The 14752-nt window shown below is 65.7% G+C and carries 28 protein-coding genes; all 28 read left to right on the plus strand.

From position 1 onward, the window contains the following. Nucleotides 1–180 precede the first annotated feature (180 nt). The 28 genes from rpsJ to rpsK all read left to right on the plus strand — a co-directional run bounded on the left by rpsJ (nucleotide 181) and on the right by rpsK (nucleotide 14597). Nucleotides 181–489 carry a 30S ribosomal protein S10 gene (gene rpsJ, locus ACFWFZ_RS07160; protein ID WP_003948644.1) on the plus strand — a complete coding sequence of 103 codons (309 nt, stop codon included), beginning with the start codon at nucleotides 181–183 and terminating at the stop codon, nucleotides 487–489. 14 nt (nucleotides 490–503) lie between these two features. Further along, entirely contained in the window at nucleotides 504–1148 is a 645-nt protein-coding gene (rplC, locus tag ACFWFZ_RS07165) for a 50S ribosomal protein L3 (RefSeq protein ID WP_007265899.1), read from the plus strand. Nucleotides 1149–1153: 5 nt separating this feature from the next. After that, complete coding sequence (gene rplD, locus ACFWFZ_RS07170; RefSeq protein WP_030298210.1) at nucleotides 1154–1804, plus strand: 50S ribosomal protein L4; 651 nt, start codon at nucleotides 1154–1156, stop codon at nucleotides 1802–1804. Continuing rightward, nucleotides 1804–2127, plus strand: a complete 324-nt coding sequence (rplW, locus tag ACFWFZ_RS07175) for a 50S ribosomal protein L23 (RefSeq protein WP_007265901.1) — start codon at nucleotides 1804–1806, stop codon at nucleotides 2125–2127. Before rplD ends, rplW begins: the two co-directional genes overlap by 1 nt. Before the next feature lie 39 nt (nucleotides 2128–2166). After that, nucleotides 2167–3003 carry a 50S ribosomal protein L2 gene (rplB, locus tag ACFWFZ_RS07180; RefSeq protein WP_030026325.1) on the plus strand — a complete coding sequence of 279 codons (837 nt, stop codon included), beginning with the start codon at nucleotides 2167–2169 and terminating at the stop codon, nucleotides 3001–3003. 12 nt (nucleotides 3004–3015) lie between these two features. Beyond that, complete coding sequence (rpsS, locus tag ACFWFZ_RS07185; RefSeq protein ID WP_007265903.1) at nucleotides 3016–3297, plus strand: 30S ribosomal protein S19; 282 nt, start codon at nucleotides 3016–3018, stop codon at nucleotides 3295–3297. A gap of 43 nt (nucleotides 3298–3340) precedes the next feature. Further along, a complete protein-coding gene (rplV, locus tag ACFWFZ_RS07190; protein WP_007265904.1) occupies nucleotides 3341–3688 on the plus strand; it encodes a 50S ribosomal protein L22 in 348 nt (115 codons plus the stop codon). Further along, nucleotides 3688–4527: a 30S ribosomal protein S3 gene (gene rpsC / locus ACFWFZ_RS07195; protein ID WP_007265905.1), complete on the plus strand. Its 840-nt coding sequence runs from the start codon at nucleotides 3688–3690 to the stop codon at nucleotides 4525–4527. Before rplV ends, rpsC begins: the two co-directional genes overlap by 1 nt. A 5-nt stretch (nucleotides 4528–4532) precedes the next feature. After that, nucleotides 4533–4952, plus strand: a complete 420-nt coding sequence (gene rplP / locus ACFWFZ_RS07200) for a 50S ribosomal protein L16 (protein WP_030026326.1) — start codon at nucleotides 4533–4535, stop codon at nucleotides 4950–4952. Further along, entirely contained in the window at nucleotides 4952–5176 is a 225-nt protein-coding gene (gene rpmC / locus ACFWFZ_RS07205) for a 50S ribosomal protein L29 (RefSeq protein ID WP_008739703.1), read from the plus strand. The genes rplP and rpmC overlap by 1 nt, the downstream gene beginning before the upstream one ends. Next, nucleotides 5176–5457 (plus strand): 30S ribosomal protein S17, encoded by a 282-nt coding sequence (gene rpsQ / locus ACFWFZ_RS07210; protein ID WP_030026328.1) that lies wholly within the window; start codon nucleotides 5176–5178, stop codon nucleotides 5455–5457. The genes rpmC and rpsQ overlap by 1 nt, the downstream gene beginning before the upstream one ends. Before the next feature lie 104 nt (nucleotides 5458–5561). Next, entirely contained in the window at nucleotides 5562–5930 is a 369-nt protein-coding gene (rplN, locus tag ACFWFZ_RS07215; protein WP_003956455.1) for a 50S ribosomal protein L14, read from the plus strand. Nucleotides 5931–5932: 2 nt separating this feature from the next. Continuing rightward, nucleotides 5933–6244, plus strand: coding sequence for a 50S ribosomal protein L24 (gene rplX / locus ACFWFZ_RS07220; protein WP_030026329.1), 312 nt, complete (start codon nucleotides 5933–5935; stop codon nucleotides 6242–6244). After that, nucleotides 6244–6795, plus strand: coding sequence for a 50S ribosomal protein L5 (gene rplE / locus ACFWFZ_RS07225; protein WP_030026331.1), 552 nt, complete (start codon nucleotides 6244–6246; stop codon nucleotides 6793–6795). The genes rplX and rplE overlap by 1 nt, the downstream gene beginning before the upstream one ends. 5 nt (nucleotides 6796–6800) lie before the next feature. After that, complete coding sequence (locus tag ACFWFZ_RS07230; RefSeq protein WP_003956452.1) at nucleotides 6801–6986, plus strand: type Z 30S ribosomal protein S14; 186 nt, start codon at nucleotides 6801–6803, stop codon at nucleotides 6984–6986. A 220-nt stretch (nucleotides 6987–7206) separates the two neighbouring features. After that, a complete protein-coding gene (rpsH, locus tag ACFWFZ_RS07235; protein WP_007265911.1) occupies nucleotides 7207–7605 on the plus strand; it encodes a 30S ribosomal protein S8 in 399 nt (132 codons plus the stop codon). Nucleotides 7606–7625: 20 nt separating this feature from the next. Further along, a complete protein-coding gene (gene rplF / locus ACFWFZ_RS07240; protein ID WP_030653648.1) occupies nucleotides 7626–8165 on the plus strand; it encodes a 50S ribosomal protein L6 in 540 nt (179 codons plus the stop codon). A 2-nt stretch (nucleotides 8166–8167) separates the two neighbouring features. Next, on the plus strand, nucleotides 8168–8551 hold the full coding sequence (gene rplR, locus ACFWFZ_RS07245) for a 50S ribosomal protein L18 (protein ID WP_030008471.1): 384 nt from the start codon (nucleotides 8168–8170) through the stop codon (nucleotides 8549–8551). A gap of 45 nt (nucleotides 8552–8596) precedes the next feature. After that, complete coding sequence (gene rpsE / locus ACFWFZ_RS07250) at nucleotides 8597–9199, plus strand: 30S ribosomal protein S5 (RefSeq protein WP_017239585.1); 603 nt, start codon at nucleotides 8597–8599, stop codon at nucleotides 9197–9199. Then, complete coding sequence (gene rpmD, locus ACFWFZ_RS07255) at nucleotides 9199–9381, plus strand: 50S ribosomal protein L30 (protein ID WP_005313525.1); 183 nt, start codon at nucleotides 9199–9201, stop codon at nucleotides 9379–9381. The genes rpsE and rpmD overlap by 1 nt, the downstream gene beginning before the upstream one ends. 2 nt (nucleotides 9382–9383) lie before the next feature. Next, on the plus strand, nucleotides 9384–9839 hold the full coding sequence (gene rplO / locus ACFWFZ_RS07260; RefSeq protein WP_030026337.1) for a 50S ribosomal protein L15: 456 nt from the start codon (nucleotides 9384–9386) through the stop codon (nucleotides 9837–9839). Between the two features lie 187 nt (nucleotides 9840–10026). Continuing rightward, nucleotides 10027–11340: a preprotein translocase subunit SecY gene (secY, locus tag ACFWFZ_RS07265; protein ID WP_030026339.1), complete on the plus strand. Its 1314-nt coding sequence runs from the start codon at nucleotides 10027–10029 to the stop codon at nucleotides 11338–11340. Continuing rightward, on the plus strand, nucleotides 11340–11987 hold the full coding sequence (locus tag ACFWFZ_RS07270; protein WP_387117853.1) for an adenylate kinase: 648 nt from the start codon (nucleotides 11340–11342) through the stop codon (nucleotides 11985–11987). Before secY ends, ACFWFZ_RS07270 begins: the two co-directional genes overlap by 1 nt. 171 nt (nucleotides 11988–12158) lie before the next feature. After that, nucleotides 12159–13010, plus strand: coding sequence for a type I methionyl aminopeptidase (gene map, locus ACFWFZ_RS07275; protein WP_387117856.1), 852 nt, complete (start codon nucleotides 12159–12161; stop codon nucleotides 13008–13010). A gap of 138 nt (nucleotides 13011–13148) precedes the next feature. Continuing rightward, a complete protein-coding gene (gene infA / locus ACFWFZ_RS07280) occupies nucleotides 13149–13370 on the plus strand; it encodes a translation initiation factor IF-1 (RefSeq protein ID WP_003956442.1) in 222 nt (73 codons plus the stop codon). Between the two features lie 73 nt (nucleotides 13371–13443). Then, nucleotides 13444–13557 (plus strand): 50S ribosomal protein L36, encoded by a 114-nt coding sequence (gene rpmJ / locus ACFWFZ_RS07285; RefSeq protein ID WP_003956441.1) that lies wholly within the window; start codon nucleotides 13444–13446, stop codon nucleotides 13555–13557. 200 nt (nucleotides 13558–13757) lie between these two features. Beyond that, nucleotides 13758–14138 carry a 30S ribosomal protein S13 gene (rpsM, locus tag ACFWFZ_RS07290; protein WP_007265919.1) on the plus strand — a complete coding sequence of 127 codons (381 nt, stop codon included), beginning with the start codon at nucleotides 13758–13760 and terminating at the stop codon, nucleotides 14136–14138. 54 nt (nucleotides 14139–14192) lie between these two features. Beyond that, nucleotides 14193–14597, plus strand: coding sequence for a 30S ribosomal protein S11 (gene rpsK / locus ACFWFZ_RS07295; protein WP_003956432.1), 405 nt, complete (start codon nucleotides 14193–14195; stop codon nucleotides 14595–14597). The last annotated feature ends 155 nt before the right edge of the window (nucleotides 14598–14752 follow it).

The following is a 14752-nucleotide window of genomic DNA, read 5'->3' on the forward strand; positions in this document are numbered from 1 at the left end:
CCCGAATCGCGGTCATGGGACCGCACCCCCTTGGACGAGGGAATTTCCGTATGGGAATTTTCTGTAGAGGGAGTGCGACACGCCCGACCGCGTGGGTCGGAGGAGAGGCAGCGGGACCCCGTCCCGCAGCCGACCGGGAGCCAGAGCGTTTCCACACAGAGACAGGACTACGGAGTAGCCATGGCGGGACAGAAGATCCGCATCCGGCTCAAGGCCTACGACCACGAGGTCATCGACTCCTCGGCGAAGAAGATCGTCGAGACGGTGACGCGCACTGGTGCGTCGGTCGCGGGCCCGGTGCCGCTGCCCACTGAGAAGAACGTGTACTGCGTCATCAAGTCGCCGCACAAGTACAAGGACTCGCGCGAGCACTTCGAGATGCGCACGCACAAGCGCCTGATCGACATCCTCGACCCGACGCCCAAGACCGTTGACTCGCTGATGCGCCTGGACCTTCCGGCCGGCGTTGACATCGAGATCAAGCTCTGAGAGGCGTCGAGAAGATGGCAAAGCAGATCAAGGGCGTCCTGGGCGAGAAGCTCGGCATGACCCAGGTCTGGGACGAGAACAACCGTGTCGTCCCGGTGACCGTCGTCAAGGCCGGGCCCTGCGTCGTTACCCAGGTCCGTACGAACGACATCGACGGCTACGAGTCGGTCCAGATCGCCTTCGGCGAGATCGACCCGCGCAAGGTGAACAAGCCCCTCAAGGGCCACTTCGCCAAGGCCGACGTGACCCCCCGCCGCCACCTGGTGGAGCTCCGCACCTCCGACGCCAGCGAGTACACGCTCGGCCAGGAGATCACTGCTGAGGTGTTCGAGTCCGGCGTCAAGGTTGACGTCACGGGCAACAGCAAGGGCAAGGGCTTCGCCGGTGTCATGAAGCGGCACAACTTCCGGGGCCTCGGCGCCGGTCACGGTGTGCAGCGCAAGCACCGCTCCCCCGGTTCGATCGGTGGCTGTGCCACCCCTGGGCGTGTCTTCAAGGGCATGCGCATGGCCGGTCGCATGGGTAACGAGCGCGTCACCACCCAGAACCTGACCATCCACGCGGTAGACGCGGAGAAGGGTCTGCTCCTCATCAAGGGCGCAGTCCCCGGTCCGAACGGCGGCCTCGTCCTGGTCCGTACCGCGGCCAAGGGGGCTTGAGGTTAATGAGCACCATTGACATCCTTTCGCCGGCAGGCGACAAGGCCGGTACCGTCGAGCTCCCCGCGGAGATCTTCGACGCGAAGACCAGCGTTCCGCTGATCCACCAGGTCGTCGTCGCCCAGCTGGCTGCTGCCCGTCAGGGCACGCACAAGACCAAGACCCGTGGCGAAGTCCGTGGTGGTGGCCGCAAGCCGTACCGCCAGAAGGGCACCGGCCGCGCCCGTCAGGGTTCGACCCGCGCTCCGCAGTTCGCCGGCGGTGGCGTCGTCCACGGCCCGCAGCCGCGTGACTACTCGCAGCGGACCCCCAAGAAGATGAAGGTCGCCGCCCTCCGCGGTGCCCTCTCGGACCGTGCGCGTCACTCCCGCATCCACGTCGTCACCGGCGTGGTCGAGGGTGCCGTCTCCACGAAGGCCGCCAAGACGCTGTTCGGCAAGATCTCGGAGCGCAAGAACCTGCTCCTGGTCGTCGAGCGTGCCGACGAGGCCGCGTGGCTGTCCGCCCGCAACCTGCCCCAGGTTCACATCCTGGAGCCGGGCCAGCTGAACACGTACGACGTGATCGTCTCTGACGACGTGGTCTTCACCCAGGCCGCGCTCGAGTCCTTCGTGTCTGGCCCCAAGGCCGATGAGACCGAAGGGAGCGACGCCTGATGTCTGAGGCGACCGTTACCAGCAAGACCTTCACCGACCCGCGCGACCTGCTGATCAAGCCGGTCGTCTCGGAGAAGAGCTACGCGCTGCTGGACGAGAACAAGTACACGTTCATCGTCGCGCCCGGCGCCAACAAGACCCAGATCAAGCAGGCCGTCGAGGCGGTCTTCTCGGTCAAGGTCACCGGGGTCAACACGATCAACCGTCAGGGTAAGCGCAAGCGCACCAAGACCGGTTTCGGCAAGCGCGCCAACACCAAGCGCGCCATCGTGACCCTTGCCGAGGGCAACCGTATCGACATCTTCGGCGGCCAGGCCTCCTAACGGAGGTCTAGTCGTCCGGAATCGGACGAGGACTGAGAAATGGGTATCCGCAAGTACAAGCCGACGACCCCGGGCCGTCGTGGCTCCAGCGTCGCCGACTTTGTCGAGATCACGCGGTCCACGCCGGAGAAGTCGCTGGTCCGCCCCCTGCACAGCAAGGGCGGCCGTAACAACACCGGTCGTGTGACCGTTCGCCACCAGGGTGGTGGACACAAGCGCGCCTACCGCGTGATCGACTTCCGTCGTCACGACAAGGACGGCGTGCCGGCCAAGGTCGCGCACATCGAGTACGACCCCAACCGCACCGCGCGCATCGCGCTGCTGCACTACGCCGACGGCGAGAAGCGCTACATCATCGCGCCGCGCGGCCTGCAGCAGGGTGACCGGATCGAGAACGGCCCCACGGCCGACATCAAGCCGGGCAACAACCTCGCGCTCCGCAACATCCCGGTCGGTACCACGATCCACGCGATCGAGCTCCGCCCCGGTGGCGGCGCCAAGTTCGCGCGTTCCGCTGGTGCCTCCGTGCAGCTGCTGGCGAAGGAGGGCGTGATGGCCCACCTTCGTATGCCGTCCGGTGAGATCCGTCTCGTCGACGCGCGCTGCCGCGCCACGGTCGGCGAGGTCGGCAACGCCGAGCAGTCGAACATCAACTGGGGCAAGGCCGGCCGCATGCGCTGGAAGGGCGTTCGCCCCTCCGTCCGCGGTGTCGCGATGAACCCGGTTGACCACCCGCACGGTGGTGGTGAGGGCAAGACCAGTGGTGGCCGCCACCCGGTCTCCCCGTGGGGTCAGAAGGAGGGTCGTACTCGTTCGCCGAAGAAGGCTTCGAACAAGTACATCGTCCGCCGCCGCAAGACGAACAAGAAGCGCTAGGAGCGGGTTTAGATGCCGCGCAGTCTCAAGAAGGGGCCCTTCGTCGACGACCACCTCGTAAAGAAGGTGGACGCCCAGAACGAAGCCGGCACCAAGAACGTCATCAAGACCTGGTCCCGTCGCTCGATGATCATCCCCAGCATGCTGGGTCACACCATCGCGGTGCACAACGGCAAGACCCACGTCCCGGTGTTCGTCACCGAGTCGATGGTCGGCCACAAGCTCGGCGAGTTCTCGCCGACTCGCACCTTCCGCGGCCACGTCAAGGACGACCGGAAGTCGAAGCGCCGCTAAAGGCGGGGTGGTTACGACTATGACTTACACCGAAGGGACAACCATGGAAGCCAGGGCCCAGGCGCGGTACATCCGCGTCACGCCCATGAAGGCCCGCCGCGTGGTGGACCTTATCCGTGGCATGGATGCCACGGAGGCTCAGGCGGTCCTGCGTTTCGCCCCGCAGGCCGCGAGCGTGCCGGTCGGCAAGGTGCTGGACAGCGCCATCGCCAACGCCGCACACAACTACAACCACCCGGACGCCTCCACGCTGGTCATCAGCGAGGCGTACGTGGACGAGGGCCCGACCCTGAAGCGGTTCCGTCCGCGTGCCCAGGGCCGTGCCTACCGGATCCGCAAGCGGACCAGCCACATCACCGTGGTCGTCAGCAGCAAGGAAGGTTCCCGGTAATGGGCCAGAAGGTAAACCCGCACGGGTTCCGGCTCGGCATCACCACGGACTTCAAGTCCCGTTGGTACGCCGACAAGCTGTACAAGGACTACGTCAAGGAAGACGTCGCCATCCGTCGGATGATGACGTCCGGCATGGAGCGCGCCGGCATCTCGAAGGTTGAGATCGAGCGCACCCGTGACCGCGTGCGTGTGGACATCCACACCGCTCGTCCGGGCATCGTCATCGGCCGCCGTGGCGCCGAGGCCGACCGCATCCGCGGCGACCTCGAGAAGCTCACGGGCAAGCAGGTCCAGCTGAACATCCTCGAGGTCAAGAACCCCGAGCTCGACGCTCAGCTGGTTGCCCAGGCCGTTGCCGAGCAGCTCTCCTCCCGCGTCTCCTTCCGTCGTGCCATGCGCAAGAGCATGCAGGGCACGATGAAGGCCGGCGCCAAGGGCATCAAGATCCAGTGCGGCGGCCGTCTCGGCGGCGCCGAGATGTCCCGCTCCGAGTTCTACCGCGAGGGTCGTGTGCCGCTGCACACGCTGCGCGCGAACGTGGACTACGGCTTCTTCGAGGCCAAGACCACCTTCGGCCGTATCGGCGTGAAGGTCTGGATCTACAAGGGCGACGTCAAGAACATCGCCGAGGTTCGCGCCGAGAACGCTGCGGCCCGTGCGGGTAACCGCCCGGCCCGTGGTGCCGGCGCTGGCGACCGTCCCGCCGGCCGTGGTGGCCGTGGTGGCGAGCGCGGCGGCCGTGGTGGCCGCAAGCCGCAGCAGGCTGCTGGTGCCGAGGCCCCCAAGGCCGACGCCCCCGCCGCCGCTCCGGCTGAGAGCACCGGAACGGAGGCCTGACCGACATGCTGATCCCTCGTAGGGTCAAGCACCGCAAGCAGCACCACCCGAAGCGCCGCGGTATGGCCAAGGGCGGTACTGAGGTCTCGTTCGGCGAGTACGGCATCCAGGCGCTGACCCCGGCGTACGTGACGAACCGCCAGATCGAGGCGGCTCGTATCGCGATGACCCGCCACATCAAGCGTGGCGGCAAGGTCTGGATCAACATCTACCCGGACCGCCCGCTCACGAAGAAGCCCGCCGAGACCCGCATGGGTTCCGGTAAGGGTTCTCCCGAGTGGTGGATCGCCAACGTGCACCCGGGTCGGGTCATGTTCGAGCTGTCCTACCCGAACGAGAAGATTGCTCGTGAGGCGCTCACCCGCGCTGCTCACAAGCTTCCGATGAAGTGCCGGATTGTTCGGCGCGAGGCAGGTGAGTCGTGATGGCGACGGGAACCAAGGCGTCCGAGCTGCGTGAGCTCGGCAACGAGGAGCTCGTTGGCAAGCTGCGCGAGGCCAAGGAGGAGCTGTTCAAGCTCCGCTTCCAGGCGGCCACGGGTCAGCTGGAGAACAACGGCCGGCTCAAGTCCGTCCGTAAGGACATCGCTCGCATCTACACCCTGATGCACGAGCGTGAGCTCGGTATCGAGACGGTGGAGAGCGCCTGATGAGCGAGAAGAACGTGACTGAGACGAACGAGCGCGGTTTCCGCAAGACCCGTGAGGGTCTCGTCGTCAGCGACAAGATGGACAAGACCGTCGTCGTCGCCGTCGAGGACCGCGTCAAGCACGCCCTGTACGGCAAGGTCATCCGCCGTACGAACAAGCTCAAGGCGCACGACGAGCAGAACGCTGCCGGCGTCGGCGACCGCGTCCTCATCATGGAGACGCGTCCGCTGTCGGCGAGCAAGCGCTGGCGCATCGTCGAGATCCTCGAGAAGGCCAAGTAAGCACCTGAGGGGTTTCCCTTAGGTTCGTTCCGCCAGGCTCGGTGGGGGCTCCGCTTCCAGAGTGAAGCCCCCGCCGGGAACCGGCAGACAAACAGGAGATAGACGTGATCCAGCAGGAGTCGCGACTGCGTGTCGCCGACAACACTGGTGCCAAGGAGATCCTTTGCATCCGTGTTCTCGGTGGCTCCGGTCGCCGCTACGCGGGCATCGGTGACGTCATCGTCGCCACCGTCAAGGACGCGATCCCCGGTGGCAACGTGAAGAAGGGTGACGTCGTCAAGGCGGTCATCGTTCGCACCGTCAAGGAGCGCCGCCGCCAGGACGGCTCGTACATCCGCTTCGACGAGAACGCCGCCGTCATTCTGAAGAACGACGGCGACCCTCGCGGCACCCGTATCTTCGGCCCCGTCGGCCGTGAGCTGCGCGAGAAGAAGTTCATGAAGATCATCTCGCTCGCGCCGGAGGTGCTGTAAGCATGAAGATCAAGAAGGGCGACCTGGTCCAGGTCATCACCGGTAAGGACAAGGGCAAGCAGGGCAAGGTCATCGTCGCCTTCCCCGCCGAGAACCGCGTCCTGGTCGAGGGTGTCAACCGGGTCAAGAAGCACACCAAGGCTGGCCAGAACCAGGCCGGTGGCATCGTGATCACCGAGGCCCCGGTCCACGTGTCCAACGTCCAGCTGGTCGTGGAGAAGGACGGCAAGAAGGTCGTCACCCGCGTCGGTTACCGCTTCGACGACGAGGGCAACAAGATCCGCGTTGCCAAGCGCACGGGTGAGGACATCTGATGGCTACCACTCCGCGTCTGAAGACGAAGTACCGCGAGGAGATCGCGGGCAAGCTGCGTGAGGAGTTCTCCTACGAGAACGTCATGCAGATCCCCGGCCTCGTCAAGATCGTCGTGAACATGGGCGTCGGCGACGCCGCCCGTGACTCGAAGCTGATCGACGGTGCCATCCGCGACCTGACGACGATCACCGGTCAGAAGCCGGCCGTCACCAAGGCCCGCAAGTCCATCGCGCAGTTCAAGCTGCGCGAGGGTCAGCCGATCGGCTGCCACGTCACCCTCCGCGGTGACCGTATGTGGGAGTTCCTGGACCGTACGCTGTCGCTCGCGCTGCCGCGTATCCGTGACTTCCGTGGTCTGTCGCCGAAGCAGTTCGACGGCCGTGGCAACTACACCTTCGGTCTCACGGAGCAGGTCATGTTCCACGAGATCGACCAGGACAAGATCGACCGTACCCGGGGTATGGACATCACCGTGGTCACCACGGCGACCAACGACGCTGAGGGCCGCGCGCTCCTTCGTCACCTCGGCTTCCCCTTCAAGGAGGCGTAAGCGAGATGGCGAAGAAGGCTCTCATCGCGAAGGCTGCCCGTAAGCCCAAGTTCGGTGTGCGTGCGTACACCCGCTGCCAGCGCTGCGGTCGCCCCCACTCCGTGTACCGCAAGTTCGGCCTGTGCCGCGTGTGCCTCCGTGAGATGGCTCACCGTGGCGAGCTGCCGGGCGTGACCAAGAGCTCCTGGTAATCCCCACGCCCTTTGGGTGTTGAGGTTTTCCAGACGCTCTCGGTAAGCATCAGGTCGGCGGACCGCCCTGCCCGCATGCCGTAGGCTTGTGGGGTTGGGCGTCCGCCGCCCTATCGACTTACTACGCCGTAGGTCCCCGTGCCGCACCCGTCCCGCCACTGAGTGGGGAGAGGGATGGCGCATACAGGAAACCCCGGCGAGAGAGGCCGAAGGCCACTTCATGACCATGACTGACCCCATCGCAGACATGCTCACGCGTCTGCGTAACGCTAACTCGGCGTACCACGACACCGTCGTGATGCCGCACAGCAAGATCAAGTCGCACATCGCGGAGATCCTCAAGCAGGAGGGTTTCATCACCGGCTGGAAGGTCGAGGACGCCGAGGTCGGCAAGAACCTCGTCCTCGAGCTGAAGTTCGGGCCGAACCGTGAGCGCTCCATCGCGGGCATCAAGCGGATCTCGAAGCCCGGTCTGCGCGTGTACGCGAAGTCCACCAACCTGCCGAAGGTCCTCGGCGGCCTGGGCGTGGCGATCATCTCCACGTCCCACGGTCTCCTGACCGGCCAGCAGGCAGGCAAGAAGGGCGTAGGTGGGGAAGTCCTCGCCTACGTCTGGTAGTCGGGAACGGAGGAAAAGCAATGTCGCGAATCGGCAAGCTCCCCATCCAGGTTCCCGCCGGTGTGGACGTCACCATCGATGGCCAGACGGTCAACGTGAAGGGCCCCAAGGGTTCCCTCGCGCACACCGTTAAGGCGCCCATCGCAGTTGTCAAGGACGAGGACGGCGTTCTGAACGTCACCCGTCCGAACGACGAGCGTCAGAACAAGGCCCTGCACGGCCTGTCCCGCACGCTGGTGGCGAACATGATCACCGGTGTGACCACGGGATACGTCAAGGCTCTCGAGATCAGCGGTGTCGGTTACCGCGTGGCCGCGAAGGGCTCCAACCTGGAGTTCCAGCTCGGCTACAGCCACCCGATCCTGGTGGAGGCGCCCGAGGGCATCTCCTTCAAGGTCGAGTCGCCGACCAAGTTCTCGGTCGAGGGCATCGACAAGCAGAAGGTCGGCGAGGTCGCCGCCAACATCCGCAAGCTGCGGAAGCCCGACCCGTACAAGGCCAAGGGTGTCAAGTACGCCGGCGAGGTCATCCGCCGCAAGGTCGGAAAGGCTGGTAAGTAGCCATGGCATACGGTGTGAAGATCGCCAAGGGCGACGCGTACAAGCGCGCTGCCAAGGCTCGCCGCCACATCCGCATCCGCAAGAACGTCTCGGGTACGGCGGAGCGTCCGCGCCTCGTCGTGACGCGTTCCAACCGCAACATCGTTGCTCAGGTCATCGACGACCTCCAGGGCCACACCCTGGCGTCGGCGTCGACCCTGGACGCTTCGATCCGCGGTGGCGAAGGCGACAAGAGCTCCCAGGCCCAGGCCGTCGGCGCGCTCGTCGCCGAGCGTGCCAAGGCCGCGGGTGTCGAGACCGTCGTCTTTGACCGCGGTGGCAACCGATACGCCGGGCGCATTGCCGCTCTGGCTGACGCCGCCCGCGAAGCCGGGCTGAAGTTCTAAGCCCCGGTTCCGGGACTCACGGACGTAACAGAGAGAGGTAATCCAATGGCTGGACCCCAGCGCCGCGGAAGCGGTGCCGGTGGCGGCGAGCGGCGGGACCGGAAGGGTCGCGACGGTGGCGCTGCCGCCGAGAAGACCGCTTACGTTGAGCGCGTTGTCGCGATCAACCGCGTCGCCAAGGTTGTCAAGGGTGGTCGCCGCTTCAGCTTCACCGCGCTGGTCGTGGTGGGCGACGGTGACGGCACCGTAGGTGTCGGTTACGGCAAGGCCAAGGAAGTTCCCGCGGCCATCGCCAAGGGCGTCGAGGAAGCCAAGAAGAACTTCTTCAAGGTTCCCCGTATCCAGGGCACCATCCCGCACCCGATCCAGGGCGAGAAGGCGGCCGGCGTTGTCCTGCTGAAGCCTGCTTCCCCCGGTACCGGTGTTATCGCCGGTGGCCCGGTGCGCGCCGTTCTGGAGTGCGCCGGCGTTCACGACATCCTGTCGAAGTCCCTGGGCTCCGACAACGCGATCAACATCGTGCACGCGACCGTGGCGGCCCTCAAGGGCCTGCAGCGTCCCGAGGAGATCGCGGCTCGCCGTGGTCTGCCCCTCGAGGACGTCGCCCCCGCGGCTCTGCTTCGTGCGCGTGCTGGGGCGGGTGCGTAATGGCTCGCCTCAAGATCACGCAGACGAAGTCGTACATCGGCAGCAAGCAGAACCACCGCGACACGCTGCGTTCGCTCGGGCTCAAGCGCCTGAACGACGTCGTCGTCAAGGAGGACCGCCCCGAGTTCCGCGGAATGGTGCACACCGTCCGCCACCTCGTGACGGTTGAGGAGGTTGACTAATCATGGCTGAGAACAGCCCGCTGAAGGCCCACAACCTCCGTCCCGCCCCCGGCGCCAAGACCGCGAAGACCCGTGTGGGTCGCGGTGAGGCGTCGAAGGGTAAGACGGCCGGTCGTGGTACGAAGGGCCAGAAGGCCCGCTACCAGATCCCGCAGCGCTTCGAGGGTGGGCAGATGCCCCTCCACATGCGCCTGCCGAAGCTCAAGGGCTTCAAGAACCCGTTCCGCACCGAGTTCCAGGTCGTCAACCTGGACAAGCTCGGCGCTCTCTACCCCGAGGGTGGAGAAGTCACGGTGGCCGACCTGGTCGCCAAGGGCGCGGTTCGCAAGAACAGCCTCGTCAAGGTCCTGGGCCAGGGCGAGCTCTCCGTGGCGCTGCAGGTTTCGGTTGACGCCGTTTCCGCCTCCGCCAAGGAGAAGATCACCGCTGCCGGCGGTACCGTCACCGAGCTCGTCTAAGACGATTTCAGTGGCTGAATAGCTCAAAACCCGACCGGGGATGCCTCACATATGGGGCATCCCCGGTTGGTCGTTCCACGGGGGGCACACTCGCCGGTAAGGTGGCGTGCACCATTGCTTTGTCGTATTCGTCGATCCCTCAGACCGTCACCTCTGACGCAGTAGCGCGGGGGTCGCAGGAGGCACCGTGCTCACCGCGTTCGCCCGGGCGTTCAAGACGCCCGACCTGCGCAAGAAGCTGCTCTTCACGCTCGGCATCATCGTGCTGTTCCGGCTCGGGTCCCATGTCCCCGTCCCCGGCGTGAGCTACAAGAACGTACAGATCTGCGTGGAACAGGCCGGAAGCAGCAATGGTCTGTTCGGCCTCGTCAACATGTTCAGCGGCGGCGCGCTGCTGCAGATCACGATCTTTGCGCTCGGCATCATGCCGTACATCACGGCGAGCATCATCCTGCAGCTGCTGACCGTGGTCATCCCGAAGCTGGAGACCCTCAAGAAAGAGGGCCAGTCCGGCACGGCGAAGATCACTCAGTACACGCGCTATCTGACGGTCGCGCTCGCGATCCTCCAGGGCACCGGCCTCGTCGCCACCGCCCGTACCGGCGCCCTGTTCCAGGGCTGCCAGGTCGCCAGCCAGATCGTTCCCGACCGGTCGATCTTCACCACGGTCGTCATGGTGGTCACCATGACCGCCGGTACCTGCGTCGTGATGTGGCTCGGTGAGCTCATCACCGACCGCGGCATCGGCAACGGCATGTCGATCCTCATGTTCATCTCGATCGCCGCCGGCTTCATCGGCGCCCTCTGGCAGATCAAGCTCCAGGGCAAGATCGCGGACGGCTGGGTCGAGTTCGGCGTGGTCATGCTGGTCGGCCTCGCGATGGTCGGCCTGGTGGTCTTCGTCGAGCAGGCGCAGCGCCGGATCCCGGTCCAGTACGCGAAGCGCATGATCGGCCGCCGCGCCTACGGCGGTACCTCCACCTACATCCCGCTCAAGGTGAACCAGGCGGGCATCATCCCCGTCATCTTCGCCTCGTCGCTGCTCTACATCCCGGCGCTGGTCGTGCAGTTCAGCGGGTCCACCGCGGGCTGGGCCACCTGGATCCAGAAGCACTTCGTCAAGGGCGACCACCCGTACTACATCGCGGTCTACTTCCTCCTGATCGTCTTCTTCGCGTTCTTCTACGTGGCGATCTCGTTCAACCCCGAGGAAGTTGCAGACAACATGAAGAAGTATGGTGGGTTCATCCCGGGTATCCGCGCCGGTCGACCCACCGCCGAGTACCTGAGCTACGTGCTCAACCGGATCACCTGGCCGGGGTCGCTGTACCTGGGTCTCATCGCTCTTGTGCCGACGATGGCGTTGGCCGGCTTCGGAGCGAACCAGAACTTCCCGTTCGGCGGGACGAGCATCCTGATCATCGTGGGTGTGGGTCTGGAAACCGTGAAGCAGATCGAGAGCCAGCTCCAGCAGCGTAATTACGAAGGGTTCCTCCGCTGATGCGAATCGTCCTCGTCGGACCGCCCGGTGCGGGCAAGGGAACGCAGGCCGCGTTCCTTGCCAAGAACCTGTCGATCCCGCACATCTCCACGGGCGACCTGTTCCGGGCCAACATCAGCCAGGGCACCGAGCTGGGCAAGCAGGCGAAGGCGTTCATGGACGCCGGCGACCTGGTCCCCGACGAGGTGACCATCGGCATGGCGAAGGACCGGATGGAGCAGCCCGACGCCGTGGGCGGCTTCCTGCTCGACGGCTTCCCGCGCAACGTCTCCCAGGCCGAGGCGCTCGACGTGATGCTCCAGGCCGAGGGCATGAAGCTCGACGCCGTCCTCGACCTGGAGGTCGAGGAGGACGAGGTCGTCAAGCGCATCGCCGGCCGCCGGATCTGCCGCAACGACTCCGCCCACGTCTTCCACGTGACGTACGCCCCGCCGAAGGCCGAGGGTGTCTGCGACACCTGCGGCGGCGAGCTGTACCAGCGCGGTGACGACTCGGAGGCGACGGTCCGCAACCGGCTTGAGGTCTACCACACGCAGACCGAGCCGATCATCGACTACTACAAGGCCCAGGGCCTGCTGGTGACGATCCCGGCCCTCGGTGAGGTGTCGGACGTCACCAAGCGCGCCATGGACGCTCTCAAGAAGTAGTCATCCCCTTGCTGTGCAGGTACGGCCGCGGTGTCCCCTCGGGGCACCGCGGCCGTCTGCATGACGCGCCGTGGCACGACATCAGCCAATAATTGAGCAACCACAGCGGACAGCGACCACGTCCGCGCGAGCGGCGGCGGTTTAGCCGCAAAAAACGGAAGGCACGCCCACATGGTGCAGATCAAGACCCCCGAGCAGATCGCGAAGATGCGCGAGGCGGGGCTGGTCGTCGCCGCGATCCATGCGGCGACCCGTGAGGCGGCCGTACCGGGCGCCACGACGCGGGATCTGGACATGGTGGCCCGCAAGGTCATCGCGGACGCCGGGGCGAAGTCGAACTTCCTCGGCTACGGCGGCTTCCCCGCGACGATCTGCACCTCGGTCAACGAGGTCGTCGTCCACGGCATCCCGGACGACAAGACCGTCCTCAAGGACGGCGACATCATTTCCATCGACGCCGGCGCGATCGTGGACGGCTGGCACGGCGACGCGGCGTACACCGCCTTCGTCGGCACCGGTCACGCGCCCGAGCTGGTGGAGCTCTCCCGGGTGACGGAGGAGTCGATGTGGGCCGGCATCGCCGCGATGAAGCTGGGCAACCGCCTCGTGGACATCTCCAAGGCGATCGAGACGTACATCAAGCGCCAGCCCCGCCCCTCCACCGGTGAGCACAGCCTCGGCAGGTTCGGGATCATCGAGGACTACGGCGGCCACGGCATCGGGTCCGAGATGCACATGGACCCCCACCTGCTGAACTACGTCTCGCGCAAGCGGGGCAAGGGGATCAAGCTCGTTCCGGGCGTCTGCCTGGCGATCGAGCCGATGGTCTCCCTGGGTACCGCCCAGACGGAGGTCCTTTCGGACGACTGGACGGTCATCACGACGGACGGCACCTGGTCCTCGCACTGGGAGCACTCCATCGCGCTGACGGAGGCCGGTCCGATCGTCCTGACCAGCCCGGACTGCGGCAAGGCGAAGCTGGCGGAGTACGGGGTCAGCACGGCCCCGGACCCCCTCGGTTAATGATCTAGACTCTGGGGCAAACTTTCCGGATTCGTCTTTCTGGGTGCCCTGACGTAGACTGACTCGTCGGCTCTCGTGCACTTCCATGTCTCCATGGCGCACGGGGCCGATCAAGGTAGCCGATTCGAAAGGCGAAGCGTGGCCAAGAAGCAAGGTGCCATCGAAATCGAGGGCACCGTGATCGAGTCCCTCCCGAACGCCATGTTCAAGGTGGAACTCCAGAACGGTCACAAGGTCCTCGCGCACATCAGCGGGAAGATGCGCATGCACTACATCCGCATCCTGCCTGATGACCGGGTCGTGGTGGAGCTCTCTCCCTACGACCTGACGCGTGGCCGGATCGTCTACCGATACAAGTAGATCTTGCTCTCACTCCTGCCTGGGCGTCCGTCCCGGTGCGGGTGGTGGCACTGACCCGGAGAACCTCACCAACATGAAGGTCAAGCCGAGCGTCAAGAAGATCTGCGACAAGTGCAAGGTGATCCGCCGTCACGGCCGGGTCATGGTCATCTGCGACAACCTGCGCCACAAGCAGCGCCAGGGCTGACGCACGCCGACCGACCTGCCTTAACGCAGTTCTTCGCGCGACGTAAGAAAACGTACATACGCAGAACCCGCCCAGCCCCGCCAAGGGCCGGCGGCACCTCCGGCGGGGGCCGGGGACCCGGACGTACCATCACCCGACACGGGTGGTCGGCGGTCGGGATCGGTTCTGTGGAAGACCCCCGAACACACAGGAGCCATTGAATGGCACGCGTTTCCGGTGTCGACATCCCGCGCGAAAAGCGTGTGGAGATCGCACTCACCTACGTCTTCGGTATCGGGCGCACCCGGTCCAAGGAGATCCTCGCCTCCACCGGCGTGAACCCGAACACCCGCGTTCGTGACCTGGCCGAAGAGGACCTCGTCAAGATCCGCGAGTACGTGGACGCCAACCTCCGTACCGAGGGTGACCTCCGCCGCGAGATCCAGGGCGACATCCGTCGCAAGATCGAGATCCAGTGCTACCAGGGCATCCGCCACCGTCGCGGCCTCCCGGTGCACGGTCAGCGCACCAGCACGAACGCGCGTACCCGCAAGGGCCCGCGTCGCGCGATCGCCGGTAAGAAGAAGCCGGGCAAGAAGTAGTCCTGTTCAGCGGTCTTGCGCTGTAGGACCGACCACCTCCCGTAGGAGATTTAGATGCCCCCCAAGGGTCGTCAGGGCGCTGCCAAGAAGGTGCGCCGCAAGGAAAAGAAGAACGTCGCTCACGGGCACGCCCACATCAAGAGCACGTTCAACAACACCATCGTTTCGATCACGGACCCGTCCGGCAACGTGATCTCCTGGGCCTCCGCCGGCCACGTCGGCTTCAAGGGCTCGCGCAAGTCCACCCCCTTCGCCGCGCAGATGGCCGCCGAGTCGGCCGCCCGCCGCGCGCAGGAGCACGGCATGCGCAAGGTCGACGTCTTCGTCAAGGGTCCCGGCTCCGGCCGTGAGACCGCGATCCGCTCCCTCCAGGCCACCGGCCTCGAGGTCGGCTCGATCCAGGACGTCACCCCCACCCCGCACAACGGCTGCCGCCCGCCGAAGCGCCGCCGCGTCTGATCCGGGGCGGCGCTCGACCCCGCTTCCGCGGGGATGATCCGCGCCGCCGCGTCTGTGCAGTGGACGCACCTGTGCGTTCTTGAGTGTCCGGGCGGTACGACCCCTTCGGGGGACGTGCCGCCCGTACCCTTGCAGTAGCCGTACCCGGGTAGCCC

It is taken from the genome of Streptomyces sp. NPDC060232 (genome assembly GCF_042726555.1).
Taxonomy (GTDB): Bacteria; Actinomycetota; Actinomycetes; order Streptomycetales; family Streptomycetaceae; genus Streptomyces.